The following is a 14465-nucleotide window of genomic DNA, read 5'->3' on the forward strand; positions in this document are numbered from 1 at the left end:
TCTAATCATACTGCCTCAGATAAATATAACGTAAACAAGGATAGAAGGAGTGTAATATTTTATGTCTCAGAGATGGTTTTTGTATCATGCCAGTGAAGATCCGTTTGCCTTTCCCGTCGGCCCAGGAGCTTTGAAGCTGCGATTATTTGTACAGAGTGGACAGCACTTATCCTGCACCGTGGTCCATTCGGATAGATATGATTCGCCGGGCAGTGAAGTCCCTATGCCAATGGAAAGAATCGGTTCAGCAGGTGCCTACGATATTCATGAAGCGATTATAATGACAGATACCAAAAGAAGCAGATATTTGTTCCATGTGGGAAATCCGGCCGGTGATTACCTCTGGTACGGGGAGAGAGGGATGTCGGAGAACCGCGAACGTGCTGGTACTTTTCAATATGCCTATATTCATCGCTCACTAGCGATGGAAGTGCCTACATGGAGTGCAGATGCGGTAGCTTATCAGATTTATCCCAGCAGCTTCAATCAAGGAACCCTACAAGGAATTTCTGACAAAATGCCTTACTTACAGGAGCTAGGCGTAAGCGCCATTTATATGACGCCAGTATTTGAGTCACCTTCCGAGCACAAATATAATACCTCGGATTATTATAAGGTTGATCCGGCATTCGGGGATATGAACGGCTTGAAGGAGCTTGTGAGGGACGCCCATCAGCGGGGGATCAAAGTGATTTTGGATGCCGTGTTTAATCATGCGGGCGATACTTTTTTTGCCTTCAAGGATGTATTGGAACAAGGTGAAGCCTCACTATATAAGGATTGGTTCTTCATTCACTCTTATCCAGTTGAACAGTCTCCCCTACTTAATTATGAAACGTTTGCCAAAGCTGAAGCTACGATGCCCAAGCTGAATATGGATAATTCGGATGCTGCTGATTATATGATAGCTGTTGCTAAGCATTGGGTGCGTGAAGCGGGAATTGATGGCTGGCGCCTGGATGTAGCGAATGAAGTGAATCCGTCATTCTGGTCCCGTTTTCGGCGAGAGCTGAAGTCTGAATATCCTGAATTGCTGCTGATCGGTGAGATCATGCATGCTTCTGGACCTTGGCTAAGAGGCGATCAGTTCGATGGTGGCATGAACTATTTGCTGCGGGAGGCGATGCTGGAATTTTACGCTCAGCAATCGACGGGACCCGTGCGCTTTATGGAGCAGTTGCTGCATCTGGAGGCGCTGTATAACGATCAGGCCAATCAAGCGATGTTCCAGCTCATTGGCAGCCATGATACGCTGCGCTTCTTGACAGCCTGTAAGCAGGGTGGACGCGGCTGGGACCGGGAGAGCACCGCTGAGCAGCGGATGAAGCTGGCCGTTTTTTTTCAGATGACCTATATCGGTATTCCAATGATCTATTATGGCGATGAGATTGGGATGGAGGGAGCCACCGATCCTCACTGCAGAAAACCGATGATTTGGCTGGAGCAGGAGCAGAATACAGTACTGCATAATTGGTATAAACAACTGATTTCTTTAAGAATGGAGCATGACGTCCTGCGAAAGGGTTCATTCCGTCCCTGGTTTACGGATGAAGTCCGTAATGTGCTCGGATATCTTCGGAGCAGTGGGCAAGAGAAAATGGGCTTAATCATCAACAATTCTCCAAATTCATATCAACTAGAGCTGTGCCGCTTCCGTTCCGATAAGAACGTGCTGACCGATCTATTGTCCGGAATGACCATCAGGAACTCTGACCGATTAATCGTCGAGGTTGAACCATTTGGCTGTCTGATGCTTCATTAAAATTCGATTAATGTACGTTCTTTTTGTTTGTGAGCGCCCTATACTCCTTATTCTCCCATTGTTTAAGCAAGGGGTAGGGGTCGAAAGCCCATTCAATAATGCCTCGATCTCGATATATTCCATAATGGAGATGCGGGGGGAATTTGCCCTGCGTACCGGGATTTCCATAGCCGGAGCTGCCGACCCAGCCAATGGTCTGCCCTGGTGTAACAATATCTCCACGTGAGACGGATTTGTCATAGCCAGCCAGATGAGCGTAATAATGGTAGCGGTTCTCGATATCCCGAATACCGATCCTCCAACCTCCGTAGCGGTTCCAGCCTTTAGTCTCCACTATGCCGTAACAGGTGCTGCGTACAGTCATGCCTTGTGGTGCAAACAGATCTGTACCTTCGTGGATACGAGCCCCTCCCCAGCTTCGGCCCGTGCCCCAGGTGCTTCGGTATGAATACAGAGTTCCGAGCGGCAGCGGGAACGCATTACCAGACAGATCAAGCCGTCCGAAATGCTCAAAAAGCTTGGCAAATTGATTAATCCGCTGCGCAGCACGGCCGTTATGATAGTATTCCCAAATGGCAATGCTGAAATCACTAGCGGAATCTCCGTATTGCAGCAAATGGTTGGCTACACTATATAGAACATCAGCATCATTCTCGGGATCAGCGAGACCGTCTCCCGAGCCGTCGCGGCCGAAGCCGCCGAAGAAGCTGATAGATGCCGGTGAAGTATCTTCTTGATCGGGGTTGAGCGGACCAGACCATACGGCTGGAGCTATGGTAATTCCGGTAAGACGGGTTGCAGCAGGACTGTCTGTTTTGCTCTTTTTTGTAATCGTACGTTCATATTGATCTACGGCTGCGAACCTGAACCAAGGAATTCCAGTTGCCGCGCTCATTTGCTCATAAAGTTCTTTACGGGCAGCTCCAATGTTTTCTGAACTGTTATAGGAATTAACACTGCTGTTTTTCAACGCTGGGAGACCTTGGGCAATTGTGAGGTCGGGTATTCCATAACTTCCCCATAGGATCACGGTTGCACACAGACACAGCATAGTTCTGCGGACTATAAGATTCTGAAACAGGGAGAACATGATAATAACCTCCTATTATTAGGCGTACGACTACTGAGTGAAGTAATCTTTTCAAAAGACATCGGGTAGGCCATTTATTATAGATTGAAGCAAAAGGGTGTTTTTTATCCGTTCTTGCCTAAAGGAACCATTCTGCTCGGAGCTTCCTCGCTGATGAGTCTGTTGTTTTTCTGCTTTGCCTTTTTCACAAAAACAGGCAATTGCGATCTGCACATGCTATAATATGAGGCAACAACTTTTAACTACAGATATTACATTCAGGGGAAAGCGGGGTTTACCACTTTGACTAATAGGACAGCCAAACAACCCAAGCCGGACTGGATTAAGATCAAGCTAACCACCGGCGATAGCTACCAGGAAATCAAAAGTATGATGCGTTCCAAAACTTTACATACCGTATGCGAGGAAGCCCGCTGCCCGAATATTTACGAATGCTGGGCAAGTCGTACGGCTACCTTTATGATTCTTGGTGATATCTGCACACGCGCTTGTCGTTTTTGTGCTGTGAATACCGGATTGCCGACTGAACTGGATCTGCTGGAGCCTGAACGTGTAGCAGAAGCAGCGGAGGGTATGAACCTTCGTCACTGTGTGGTGACAAGCGTAGCTCGTGATGATCTTAAGGATGGGGGTTCAACGATCTTTGCCGAGACGGTGGCTGCAATTCGTAAGCGCCTTCCTTTATGTACCGTAGAAGTACTTATTCCCGACTTTCTGGGAGAGCGGGACAGCTTGCAAATCGTTATGAACAGCAATCCTGATATTCTTAACCATAACATTGAGACTGTTGAGCGGATGTCGGACCGTGTGCGGGCCAGAGCCAAATATCGTCGTTCCTTAGAGCTGCTGCGCAGAGCCAAAGAGATGAAGCCTGATATTCCTACCAAGTCGAGCATTATGCTTGGGGTGGGTGAGGAGTGGGACGAGATCCTGCAGGCGATGGATGATTTACGAGCAGTGGATTGCGACATTTTGACTTTAGGTCAATATCTGCAGCCTTCACCAAAGCATCTAGACGTTGAGAAATACTATCCACCTGAGGAATTCGCTATACTGAAAGAAGAGGGAATGAAGCGAGGCTTCAGCCACGTGGAATCAGGCCCGCTTGTCCGCAGTTCTTATCGCGCACATGAGCAAGTGAAATCAGCTGCAGATGCACGTGAGAAGAAACGCAGTGTAGTTTCTGGTTAATACAAGTTATTGAGGTAACGAACGAAATCACAAATTTTTATGATTTTGGTTTGGAGAGAGTTTAAGAAGCGTTCAGTTTTGATGAACGCTTCGGGTTTATTCTTTTAACCCTGTTGATAAAGTCATGGAGAGAAATCTTGGAACTGTAGGAGCGAAAGCGTTCGCCCGAAAGCTTTCCGGAGGAAAGCTCGCATCGGAAGCATATGCTGTTGTATGATTTTAACCGCAGACAGCGGAATAAATTCAAAAATATTAGATATCAACAGCGGCCGAAAGTCCAAGATTTCTCGTAATGACGCTTCATCAACACCTATCCCATCATTTTGAAAGGCAGGCGACATTGGCTTGATCGTTATAGGCGGAAAAGGCTACGAGCTTATGTTGGATCATAAGGACGGTTGGAATCCGGAGGCGTTTCGCGGCAGGTACAGCGAGGTGCTGGATCGATATGATTATATTATCGGTGACTGGGGTTACAGCCAATTGCGATTAAAGGGCTTCTACCGGGATAATCACCCTAAGGTGAACCGGGATACAGCAATTTCAAGCATGGTGGACTATATTAATGAATATTGTAATTTTGGCTGCGCTTATTTCGTACTGCATAAATTAAAAGAAGCGCCGATAGAAGGAACCTTCAGGGATATTCTGATCAAAGAAATCCCTGAACCTGGTACGGAAGAAGCTTTGGAGGAAGAGTCTGCAGCACTTCTGGCGGCTGCCCCAGCGAAGGAGAGTTCTAGCAGGGAAGCAACAGGGAAGCAGAACTCGCATCAGGGTTCTCCAAGCAAGGATGCTTCGGCTAAAGACAATATCGTGAAGGACAGACCTGTGAGAGAACACCAGAGCAAGAACCATCGAAGCAAGGACGCGCAGGGTAAGAAATCTAACAGAGAATTTCAGGCCAGACCGCCGCAAGGCCAGCCTCAGAACTCTCAGAATTCACAGCCTGCACAACCTCAGCCCGTTCAACCTCCACAGCCACCTCAGGCGTAAAATGAATTCTTCAAAAAAGGGAGTATCTCTTAGCCATTTGCATGGCTGCTGAGATACTCCCTTATTTTTTTGTGGAATTTAGAATTATTTTACGGATAATTTCAATTGATTTGAAGCGGCATTATAGCTCCATACCAGCGAAGGGAATTTCTTCTTGAACGCATTTAATTCTATGAAAGTCTCACCGTTCTGAGAAAGCGCCTCTTTAGAAGATAATGAGAAGCCGGATGTCTTGCCGGCTCCGTTCGTGACAAGCACCTTCTTGTTCTTGGCATCCCAGGTAACATCGCTCTCCAAGAGAGCAGACAATACTCGTGAAGAAGCATAAATTGCATTGCCCTGCTTCACTAGGCCTACATTGCCAGCAAATGAGCTTCCGTTGATATTCAGAATATGATTGTCACCGGAGGCTTCAAAGCTGGTCATACCAGCAATCTGCAGGGCAGTAATTAGCTGGGCACTCTTACCTTGAATTTCAATATCGGGAGAAAGCCCAATATGGTTGAAGTCCTCTTTGTTTGGTGTTAAATATTTCTGAGTCGTCAGCTTCAGCATATCTCCATTGGACATCGGCAGAAGGCTTTGTATGCGTGCTTTACCAAATGATCGGGTGCCAACAACAGTAGCGAGTTTATTATCGCGTAGTGCGCCTGTCAAGGCTTCGGAAGCACTGGCAGTATATTCATTCGTCAGGATAACGACTGGCACATTAATTTTGCTGCCATCCGTGATGGTGACTGGTGTCAATGTGCCACTTTGATCAGAGGTATACATCATGATTCCTTTATCAATAAAGTTAGAGGCAATATTGTAAGCAGAATCCATATAACCACCCAAATTGTCTCTTAAATCAAGCACCATAGATTGCATGCCTGCTGCGCGCATATTCTTAAGTACCGCTGCAAACTCTTCATCAGAGGTCTGTGTGAAGCCGCTAAGTGTAATATAGGCGATCTTCGGTCCGATGATTTTGCCGGTAACAGAAGTAGAGGCGATATCATTTCTGGTTACGCTGTAGGATTTGGTAACTCCATTTCTGAGGATTAGCAGCGTGACTTTTGTCCCTGCAGCTCCGCTCAGTTCATCTCCCTCGGTATCATCAATGGCTAAACCATTGATTTTGACAATGGTATCACCACGCTTCAGGCCCGCTTGCTCTGCTGGTGAACCAGGAATGATTTCTTCAATATACAGCTCTTTACCAGTATATTGGAGTTTGATTCCGATACCGACATATTCGAGATCGACTTGATTCTCGAAATCAGCGGCTTCTGCCTTGTCGAAATATTGACTGTACGGGTCATCAAGAGTGTTCACCATGCCGTCAATGGCACCGCGAATTAGGGTATCCTTGTCGATTCCCGACAGGTTATAAGTCTCCAAATAATTCATAACCTCATTAATCAGGTCGCTATTCGAAGAAGCCTGAGCCTCATCTGCAGCGAAAGCGGATGGAGCAATAACGATGGATAATGCCAGGCAGCTGCTGAGAAGAGCGGTCATTATTTTACTGGATTTCATGGGTTCATACATCCTTTTATATTTATTTAGAAAGCTCATAAGAAACATTGTAAGTATCATTGATAGTCCACGAACCATTATCTGCTTTGGATAGAATAAAGATATTTCCTTGCTCGTAAGTCTCTGCTTCACTAGCTTCTTTATCCTTGCTTTCTACATAAATGGCTGCTTCGCCAGCACCGTAGTAGTAGATGTTGGAGATTCCAGGAGTATAGGTAATATTGTAAGAAGTGAAGAACTCATTAAGATTTGCTTTGACGGAGGCGTTATATTCCTCTCCGTATGAAGTCATGGTGGAGATTACACCCTCCGTATTCTCTGCATTTAAATATTGATAATATTTATTGATATTGTCCTTAATTGCTGTACTGTCAGCCTGAGGAACATCGGCGGCGATTAGCGCTTGGTCACGTGTCAGCAGCACTGTGGAGTTCTGCGATTTAAAATCCGAAATTTTCCAGACTCCATTTTTGCGGACAAGTGTATACAAATATTCAATTTGTTGATCTGGCATGTAATAGCCACCCGTGCGCACCGAATGCTCTATCGTATAGACTGTAGCTTCATTGGCCTTCAGACTAAGAATCTCCAGATTGTCAATGGTATTCTTAAGGTCATATTGCTCGAAGGTTGTATTCAGATCAGAGACAGACTCTGTGTAAGAGGATTCCGAATCCATCAAGGAGTAGAAGCTAATGGCTTTTTCCTCGTTATAATATTGGTTAGATAAGTTGATTAATGCTGTTATGGCAGCTTCATCCGCTGTTTTGGAGACAGCCGTATCAATCTGTACACTTCTGTTAGCGGGATTCCAGACTGCCGTTCCACCGGTTGCTTCGGCAATGAAGCGTAAAGGTATGTAGGTTGTACCGCTCTGAGAGACGGGCGCTAGAGTCAGTTTTTTGACTGTTCCGTTAACGGTTGCGCGGTTGCTGCCCACTTTAAGGCTGATTACCAGATCCGCACTTTTACCTGTTACCGTTTGGGTCTTGGCATCCCAGAGTACCTGTAGTCCAAGCTTCTCAAAAACGACCCGGAAAGGTACGAGTACTGAATTGTTCTGCAAAAACGGTGATCCTGCGGTAAAGGTAACTTTACTGCCGTTAATATACACATCAATTGGTTTTGCAGCGGCAAAAGCCGGAACTGCAAGCACCAGAGCCAGCAGGCTGATGCTTAAGAGGGACAATAATTTCTTCAACAATATTCTCTCCTTTTATATACATCTCTTTGTAAAATAGCCTCATTATACCATTTGATTTCTCTCTATGTCTATCCAATCATGTTAGCTGTAATGCTGTATTTTGTTAATGTGCTGCAGCGCAAAAACAGGCCGGAGAGAAGGCTTCTCCGGCCTGTTTCAATTTCTTGCTGGTTGAGGATCGTCCCATGATATACAGAGTGAAGTTTCTAGATTAGAAAAGCATCGCGGACACGATTCCAGAACGGAAACGGACGGTATCTGGCAAAACTGATCTTCTTGTCCGAGACTTGGCAGCGTACGGAAATGAGGTCATCCACTGGGATATTATTATGGTCAATGGTAAGCAGTAGACGCTGGTCTTTACGCGAGAAAATATCGCAGTGATGATGCTTCGGCAGCAGCAGCGGTGAACCCATAGTTCGAAATACACGATTGTTAATAGAGGCAATTTCAGAAATCTGCAAGGCTTCGATTGAAGGATGCACCATAGCGCCCCCAAGGCTTTTGTTATAAGCCGTGCTGCCGGAGGGAGTAGATATACACAGGCCGTCACCCCGGAACATTTCGAAAGTAACGTCATTAATGTCCATCTGAATCACAACGGTTCCGTCAACACCCTTAAGGGTGAATTCGTTAAGTGCAATGTGGGACGAAGAACCTGATTTCTTATGGATTTCCAGCTCCAACAACGGGTATTGTACCATACGTGCCTTGGTCGGTTTGGACTCACCACACATATAATCAATTAAGGTCGGCAATTCTTCTGCCTGCCAGTCTGCATAGAAGCCAAGATGACCGGTATGCACGCCTACGAAGGCCAGATTCGGGATCTGATCGATAAAAGTATGAAAAGCGTGCAGCATGGTACCGTCTCCGCCAATCGATACAACGATTTCTGGAGACTCGGCATCCAGTTGCAGGTTCCGTTCCGCCGCTAGCTTGTGAAATTGCTCCGCAAGATTCGTAGACAGTTGGTCACCGCGGTCCAGAACATAATATCTCAAGATGTACAGGCTCCTTTGTTTTACTCAGTCATACAAAGATCATAATCAATCTTGACGCGGAACACAATATTTGCAGGTGTAAAAAATTGCGGATATAGGAAAGTATGGCTTACCGATGTTCATCCATTCCGCCGGATCATTCTAATTATCGCGCCGAAAGCCGGGATAAGCAGTGATAATAGCAGTCCGATAGCCAATAATATACTTAGTAGCCCAAGACTTGCAGCGATGCCGGAAGCAGAAGGGGCAAAGGCAGTGGCGGCAGGCAGGGAGCTCCAGGCACTGGACAGCCCTGTACCCATTACGGGGCGCCAGAGCAATAGCGCCAATCCAGCTGCAAGCACAGCATGAATCAGCCTTGCAGTCATGAAAGGCAGGTAACGCAGTCCGGTACCGTTCAGAATACTGGAGACTTGGGCATGCACAGACAGGCCACCCCAGGAAAGAATAAAGGCAGCAGTGGCAACCTTGAAATGAAGCGGTAGTGAAGCGGCTGCTTCACCGGCGGAGCGAGCACCGAGGGTAACTTCGAAGAAGCCATTTCCCAAAGCTCCTGCCAGCTCCGGGGGGAATCCGCCTAGAGAAAGTAGCAGACCCATGAAGCGGAAGAGGTAAGACATGATTCCGGCGCGGGCGAGCAATTCCATAAGCACATTGAAGAATACAACCAGGCCACCTACGATAATAATAAGCTGTAGTGAGGATTGAATGGCGCCTTTCATAAGCTCGCCAAGGCTTCGCCCGTCCTTACGCCTAGCTTCGGCCATGGAGATTAATGCAGTCCGCAGTCTAGGCCCACTCTGAAGTGCTGGAGTCTGTTCTCCAGGAACAGTTGAATCTGGAGTGGAGATAGCCTCTTCGCGTCTTCCGTGAAAAGACATTAACAGTCCGACGAGTAAACCGGCCCCATAGTGGGAGAGGGCCAGAATCAGCCCTAAAGAGGCATCATGAAAGAAGCCGACCGATACCGCACCAAGTAGAAATATGGGATCGGAGGAGGTGGTGAAAGCTACCAACCGCTCCCCTTCAATTCGACTAATCAGATTCTGCTCCCGCAGTTTGGCGGTTAATTTTGCGCCAACGGGATATCCTGATACATATCCCATAGCAGCAACGAAACCACCGCTGCCCGGAATCCCGAATAGAGGGCGCATAAGCGGATCAAGCAGTGTGCCGAAGAGATGAACAACGCCGAAGCCCAGCATGACTTCGGAAATGACGAAGAAAGGAAATAGTGACGGGAAGAGCACGTCCCACCATACGGTTAATCCGCGCAGTGCTGCGCTGAGAGATGCTTCTGGGTGAATAAGCAGCAGCAGCATACAACCCGCCAGCCCCAAAGCCAGTAGCGGGCCGTGAATTTTTTTAACGTTCATGATTTCCGCCTCCTGATCTATGGTAAGATGTATGCGAAAATAGGGACAAACAGCACAAAAAAATAGAGAAAGCGATTACAGTAGGCGGTGCATTTTCGCTGAAATTATGATATTATAAAATTAATTAATGCACACCTCTGTTACGTCTATAAATAGGGATGGAGTGATGGTGATGAGTATAGTTGCCGGAGTTCTCGTTTGTGCTTTTGTTTATGTAATCCGGGTCTCTCTTGTCGCTCCCGGTGATGAGGAATTTCGGACCTATTAAAAATATGCTTGAAAAATACTAAGGGCGCTAAACAATTGTTTAGCGTTTTTTTCTTGAAATATAACAACTTAGTCTTAGATTCAGGGACACTGTGGAAGAAATCCCTGTAGCACTTTTTTTTTGGTATAATAAATAGACCGTTACATTAATATGGCAGAAAGTTGGTAACCTCCAATGAACCCAAATGACAGTATATACGATAATCTGGGGGGCGCTAAGGGACTTCACCATCTGGTGGAACTGTTCTATGATAAAGTAAAGCAACATCCCCAGCTAAGCTTGTTATTCCCTGCAGACATTGCTCCTGTACTGGAGAAGCAGTATCAATTCCTTAGTCAATTCTTTGGTGGTCCAGGTCTTTATTCGGAACTTCATGGTCACCCCATGATGAGAGCAAGACATATGCACATTCCCATTACACCGGAGCGTGCGGTGGAATGGCTGCAGTGCATGAAGGAAGCATTGGAAGAAACGAATGTACAGGAACCACTGCGTTCACTTGTAATGGATCGCTTGGCGGGACCTGCGAATCATTTTGTCAACATGCCCGAGGAATAAATGCGAGGATGATTGTGAAAGGAATGAGGGTATTTGTCAGAATTAATACCGTTGTACTCCATTAAGGTTAAGTGCTGCAACTGTGAACATGAATTTTCAACCTCTAGGGTACGGCCAAGTCTTAAGAAGGCCACTCGCCGCGATGCTGATTTCTGCTCCTATTACAAGGATGAGAACCCAGACTATTATGTTGTGCGTGTCTGCCCGAACTGTGGATTTGCTTCTACGGAGAATTCAGCGGACAAGCTGGCCGACTGGCAGCGCAAAGCCTTCGATGAACAGATAAGAAAACGCTGGAAGAGCCGAGACTTCGGTGAGCAGCGAAGTTGGGATATTGCCCTTGAAACATACAAGCTATCGTTAATTTGCGCCCAGTGTATTAATGACAAGGATCGGATCATTGCCAGTCTGCTGCATCATATTGCCTGGTTATATCGTTATCAGGGAGATAGTGTGCAGGAGCAGCGCTTTTTGCGATTCTCGCTGGAAGCCTATATTAAGGTTTATGAAACGGATGGGGTTGGGGGTAATGACGCCCGCCTTATGTATCTGATCGGTGAGTTGAACCGGAGAATAGGCGAGTTCTCCACTGCAGTAAAGTGGTTCTCGCGTCTGGTGAATGATCAGAGGATTGTGGATGCGGCAATGATTCGGGCAGCACGTGAGCAATGGGCTGTTTTGCGTGAGCAAATGCGGGGAGAAGGGCTGGATGCCGATGGGCTGCCTTCAGCTACTTAGTCATTGAGAAATAAATAGCGCAGAGAGGAGAATCATTCTCTCTGCGCTTCGCAGGTACCCATTGTGATGATTCTGCTACACTAGTGTGTTCTCCATACCTAACGGACAGCCCGGTCAAACAGCAGGTAATCTCCATCCGTATCCACCACAGTGGGGCTGGTATGGCAGCAGGGGAAGACAAGCAGCTTCTTCTTGCCATCCCGTATGATTTGCAGTTCCTTAGGCTTCATGGGGAGAAGCACATTCTCCCCATTGCAGAACGGGCAGTACTGTACATACATATCACCTAGAATAATGTCATAGGGCCAGGTATGACTGAAGGGGATCATTCCCTATCCTGCTCAGATTGAGGAACTTCAGTTTCGCCACCGGATTCTGGGCTGCTCTGCTTCTTGGATAATTCAGCTATTTTCTGCAATAGAATATGTTGAGGCATATGCATTAGGTGTTCCAGTGGAACGCCAAGTTGTTTGGATAACGTAATAGCCGTTTCCGGCGAAATTTGCAGCGGCTTCATAATGATACCCTCCTAAAATTTTGTGAGCCTCGAAAGCATAAGCTTAAGTTTTGTTATATCGAATATATCGGTATCGTTATTCACTTTACCATGGCCTTAAGCCAATTACAAAGAAAACTATCAATGAAAGCAAAGGAATGGTGAGAACTGATGAAACAACCTTTATCGCTAAATTGGGAACTGGAGTCTATCTTTCCGGGAGGCTCTTCATCTCCGGAATTTGCAGGCTTCTTAGCAACGCTGGAGGTGGATATTGAGAGCTTGGGTCAGCATGTCAAAGATGCCGTATCACCAACCGATATCCACTCTACCAAGGATCTGGACATCGTTATAGAACTGCTGCAAAGCTGCTCAGGGCGTCTTGTACAGGCTTCCGAATTCGTTGGCTGCTTAGGTGCACAGAATCAGCAGGATAAGGGAGCAATACGGCTGTCAGGCAAGGTAACGGGAATGCGTGCCGGTTTCGAGGGAATAGGCTCGCAATTCGATAATGTGCTGCGGGAAACCTCAGATGAGGTTTGGGCTGCGTGGATGCTCCGCCCCGAGATTGCCCCACTTACCTTCGTGTTGAGTGAAAGCCGGGATTTAGCCCGGGAGAAAATGAGTCCCGAGCTGGAAAGTCTGGCTTTGGAGCTGGCCGTTGATGGTTATCATGGCTGGAGTGAGCATTACGAGACGATCGTTAGCTCGATAAAGATCCCTTTCGAGGATCAGGATGGAAGCAAACTGCTGTCTGCAGGCCAAGCTTTTAACAAGCTGGACGATCCTGATCCTTTGGTTCGTGAAGTGATGTTCCACAAGTGGGAAGAAGCATGGAGCGGGGCAGCGGACTATTGTGCGGATGCCTTGAATCACTTGGGCGGTTTCCGCCTGAAGCTTTATAAAGGCCGGGGCTGGGAAGACGTATTAAAGGAGCCGCTAAGCATAAACCGCATGTCGCATGAAACACTCAATGTGATGTGGGATGTCATTACCAATAGCAAGCCGGCCCTGGTTGCCTACCTTCAGCGCAAAGCAAAGCTGCTCGGTTTGGATTCTCTGACTTGGACCGATGTCGAAGCTCCGGTTGGTAAATCGACGCTTAAGATCCCTTACGAGACTGCGGCAAAAGACATCGTTACACAATTTCGCAAATTTAGCCCGAAGCTGGCGGAATTTGCCGAGCATGCTTTTGACAACAACTGGATTGAAGTTGAGGATCGTTCTGGCAAACGGCCGGGTGGATTCTGTGTCTCTTTCCCGGAGAGTAAAGAATCGCGGATATTTATGACCTACAGCGGTACGCCATCCAATGTCTCGACATTGGCACACGAACTGGGCCATGCGTATCATTCCTATCTATTGGATGATCTGCCGTTGTTCAATCAGAACTATGCCATGAATGTAGCTGAGACTGCCTCAACCTTCGCCGAGGTCATTGTATCGGATGCCCAGGTAAAGGCAGCAAGCAATGATGCAGAAAAGCTGGTATTGCTAGAAGCAAAAATACAGAATAGTGTGGCTTTTTTCATGAATATCCACGCCCGCTTCTTATTTGAAACCCGCTTTTATGAGAAACGCAAGGAAGGTCTGGTGAACGCGGAGGAATTGTCGGCGTTGATGGAAGAAGCACAGAAGGAAGCCTTCTGCGGCGTACTTTCCGAATATCACCCTCACTTCTGGGCCTCCAAGCTACATTTTTATATTACGGATGTACCCTTCTACAATTTCCCGTATACGGTTGGCTACATGTTCAGTACAGGCTTGTATCGTCTTGCTTTGCAAGAGGGTGCAACATTTGCCGATAAATACGATAATCTGCTGCGGGATACAGGCGTGATGACCCTGGAGGATCTGGTGGCTAAGCATTTAGATGTTGACCTGAAGAAGCCAGATTTCTGGCAGGGAGCAACAGATTTGATTATGGCTGATATTACCGAGTTTTTGGAGATGACGAAGCATTTAGCATAATATTTTGTCGGAAAATTGACAAATGACAGCTGATGAATAGATTAAATAAATAACTAATAAAATGTATGAACACGCAAAGATCCCTGTAAAGGGGTCTTTTTTTGGATGGATAATGTCGAAAAAACTCGATTTTCAGAAAGCTATACACAATTAAATAATGAATTTTGCGCATTTATAGGGATAATCACCCAATTATGTTGAATAATGTTGAAGGACGAGAAGTAGTATCCTATAATGAGCCTTAAGCCTTATATTAGGCAAGCTAGAACGATTATTTAAGGAGGAAGGCG

General features: G+C 46.6%; 13 protein-coding genes. 6 read left to right on the forward strand and 7 right to left on the reverse strand.

What is annotated here, in order from left to right; genetic code table 11:
• Nucleotides 1–61 precede the first annotated feature (61 nt).
• A complete protein-coding gene (locus H1230_RS06080; protein ID WP_239714648.1) occupies nucleotides 62–1762 on the forward strand; it encodes an alpha amylase N-terminal ig-like domain-containing protein in 1701 nt (566 codons plus the stop codon).
• A 7-nt stretch (nucleotides 1763–1769) separates the two neighbouring features.
• Here the strand turns inward: H1230_RS06080 and H1230_RS06085 are convergent, their stop codons facing one another.
• Nucleotides 1770–2852 carry a M23 family metallopeptidase gene (locus H1230_RS06085; RefSeq protein ID WP_239714649.1) on the reverse strand — a complete coding sequence of 361 codons (1083 nt, stop codon included), beginning with the start codon at nucleotides 2850–2852 and terminating at the stop codon, nucleotides 1770–1772.
• A gap of 282 nt (nucleotides 2853–3134) precedes the next feature.
• On the opposite strand from H1230_RS06085, the gene lipA reads away from it, so the two are divergent.
• Both lipA and H1230_RS06095 read left to right on the forward strand, forming a co-directional pair.
• A complete protein-coding gene (gene lipA, locus H1230_RS06090; RefSeq protein ID WP_239714650.1) occupies nucleotides 3135–4043 on the forward strand; it encodes a lipoyl synthase in 909 nt (302 codons plus the stop codon).
• 345 nt (nucleotides 4044–4388) lie between these two features.
• Entirely contained in the window at nucleotides 4389–5039 is a 651-nt protein-coding gene (locus tag H1230_RS06095; protein ID WP_239714651.1) for a YutD-like domain-containing protein, read from the forward strand.
• Nucleotides 5040–5123: 84 nt separating this feature from the next.
• On the opposite strand, the gene H1230_RS06100 is transcribed toward H1230_RS06095, so the two are convergent.
• The 4 genes from H1230_RS06100 to ylbJ form a co-directional block, all read right to left on the reverse strand.
• On the reverse strand, nucleotides 5124–6560 hold the full coding sequence (locus H1230_RS06100) for a S41 family peptidase (protein WP_239714652.1): 1437 nt from the start codon (nucleotides 6558–6560) through the stop codon (nucleotides 5124–5126).
• 22 nt (nucleotides 6561–6582) lie between these two features.
• Nucleotides 6583–7761 carry a copper amine oxidase N-terminal domain-containing protein gene (locus H1230_RS06105; protein WP_239714653.1) on the reverse strand — a complete coding sequence of 393 codons (1179 nt, stop codon included), beginning with the start codon at nucleotides 7759–7761 and terminating at the stop codon, nucleotides 6583–6585.
• Nucleotides 7762–7970: 209 nt separating this feature from the next.
• Nucleotides 7971–8768 carry an NAD kinase gene (locus tag H1230_RS06110; protein WP_154121994.1) on the reverse strand — a complete coding sequence of 266 codons (798 nt, stop codon included), beginning with the start codon at nucleotides 8766–8768 and terminating at the stop codon, nucleotides 7971–7973.
• Nucleotides 8769–8887: 119 nt separating this feature from the next.
• Nucleotides 8888–10144, reverse strand: a complete 1257-nt coding sequence (gene ylbJ / locus H1230_RS06115) for a sporulation integral membrane protein YlbJ (RefSeq protein ID WP_239714654.1) — start codon at nucleotides 10142–10144, stop codon at nucleotides 8888–8890.
• 442 nt (nucleotides 10145–10586) lie between these two features.
• Between ylbJ and H1230_RS06120 the strand changes: the two genes are divergently transcribed.
• Nucleotides 10587–10970: a globin domain-containing protein gene (locus H1230_RS06120; RefSeq protein WP_239714655.1), complete on the forward strand. Its 384-nt coding sequence runs from the start codon at nucleotides 10587–10589 to the stop codon at nucleotides 10968–10970.
• Nucleotides 10971–11003: 33 nt separating this feature from the next.
• Entirely contained in the window at nucleotides 11004–11708 is a 705-nt protein-coding gene (locus tag H1230_RS06125; protein WP_239714656.1) for a DUF2225 domain-containing protein, read from the forward strand.
• A gap of 98 nt (nucleotides 11709–11806) precedes the next feature.
• Here H1230_RS06125 and H1230_RS06130 read toward each other — a convergent pair whose 3' ends face one another.
• Both H1230_RS06130 and H1230_RS06135 read right to left on the reverse strand, forming a co-directional pair.
• Nucleotides 11807–12037, reverse strand: a complete 231-nt coding sequence (locus H1230_RS06130; RefSeq protein ID WP_239714657.1) for a hypothetical protein — start codon at nucleotides 12035–12037, stop codon at nucleotides 11807–11809.
• Nucleotides 12034–12225, reverse strand: coding sequence for a YycC family protein (locus H1230_RS06135; RefSeq protein ID WP_239714658.1), 192 nt, complete (start codon nucleotides 12223–12225; stop codon nucleotides 12034–12036). Before H1230_RS06135 ends, H1230_RS06130 begins: the two co-directional genes overlap by 4 nt.
• Before the next feature lie 150 nt (nucleotides 12226–12375).
• On the opposite strand from H1230_RS06135, the gene H1230_RS06140 reads away from it, so the two are divergent.
• Entirely contained in the window at nucleotides 12376–14175 is a 1800-nt protein-coding gene (locus H1230_RS06140; RefSeq protein ID WP_239714659.1) for a M3 family oligoendopeptidase, read from the forward strand.
• The last annotated feature ends 290 nt before the right edge of the window (nucleotides 14176–14465 follow it).

It is taken from the genome of Paenibacillus sp. 19GGS1-52, from assembly GCF_022369515.1.
Classification (GTDB): domain Bacteria; phylum Bacillota; class Bacilli; order Paenibacillales; family Paenibacillaceae; genus Paenibacillus_AQ.

Excerpts from the sequence above, each read along its gene's own strand:
- H1230_RS06080 (WP_239714648.1), top strand. The coding sequence starts at position 62 with ATGTCTCAGAGATGGTTTTTGTATCATGCCAGTGAAGATCCGTTTGCC.
- H1230_RS06100 (WP_239714652.1), bottom strand. The coding sequence starts at position 6,560 with ATGAAATCCAGTAAAATAATGACCGCTCTTCTCAGCAGCTGCCTGGCA.
- ylbJ (WP_239714654.1), bottom strand. The coding sequence starts at position 10,144 with ATGAACGTTAAAAAAATTCACGGCCCGCTACTGGCTTTGGGGCTGGCG.
- H1230_RS06135 (WP_239714658.1), bottom strand. The coding sequence starts at position 12,225 with ATGAAGCCGCTGCAAATTTCGCCGGAAACGGCTATTACGTTATCCAAA.
- H1230_RS06140 (WP_239714659.1), top strand. The coding sequence starts at position 12,376 with ATGAAACAACCTTTATCGCTAAATTGGGAACTGGAGTCTATCTTTCCG.
- H1230_RS06085 (WP_239714649.1), bottom strand. The coding sequence starts at position 2,852 with ATGTTCTCCCTGTTTCAGAATCTTATAGTCCGCAGAACTATGCTGTGT.
- H1230_RS06120 (WP_239714655.1), top strand. The coding sequence starts at position 10,587 with ATGAACCCAAATGACAGTATATACGATAATCTGGGGGGCGCTAAGGGA.
- H1230_RS06130 (WP_239714657.1), bottom strand. The coding sequence starts at position 12,037 with ATGATCCCCTTCAGTCATACCTGGCCCTATGACATTATTCTAGGTGAT.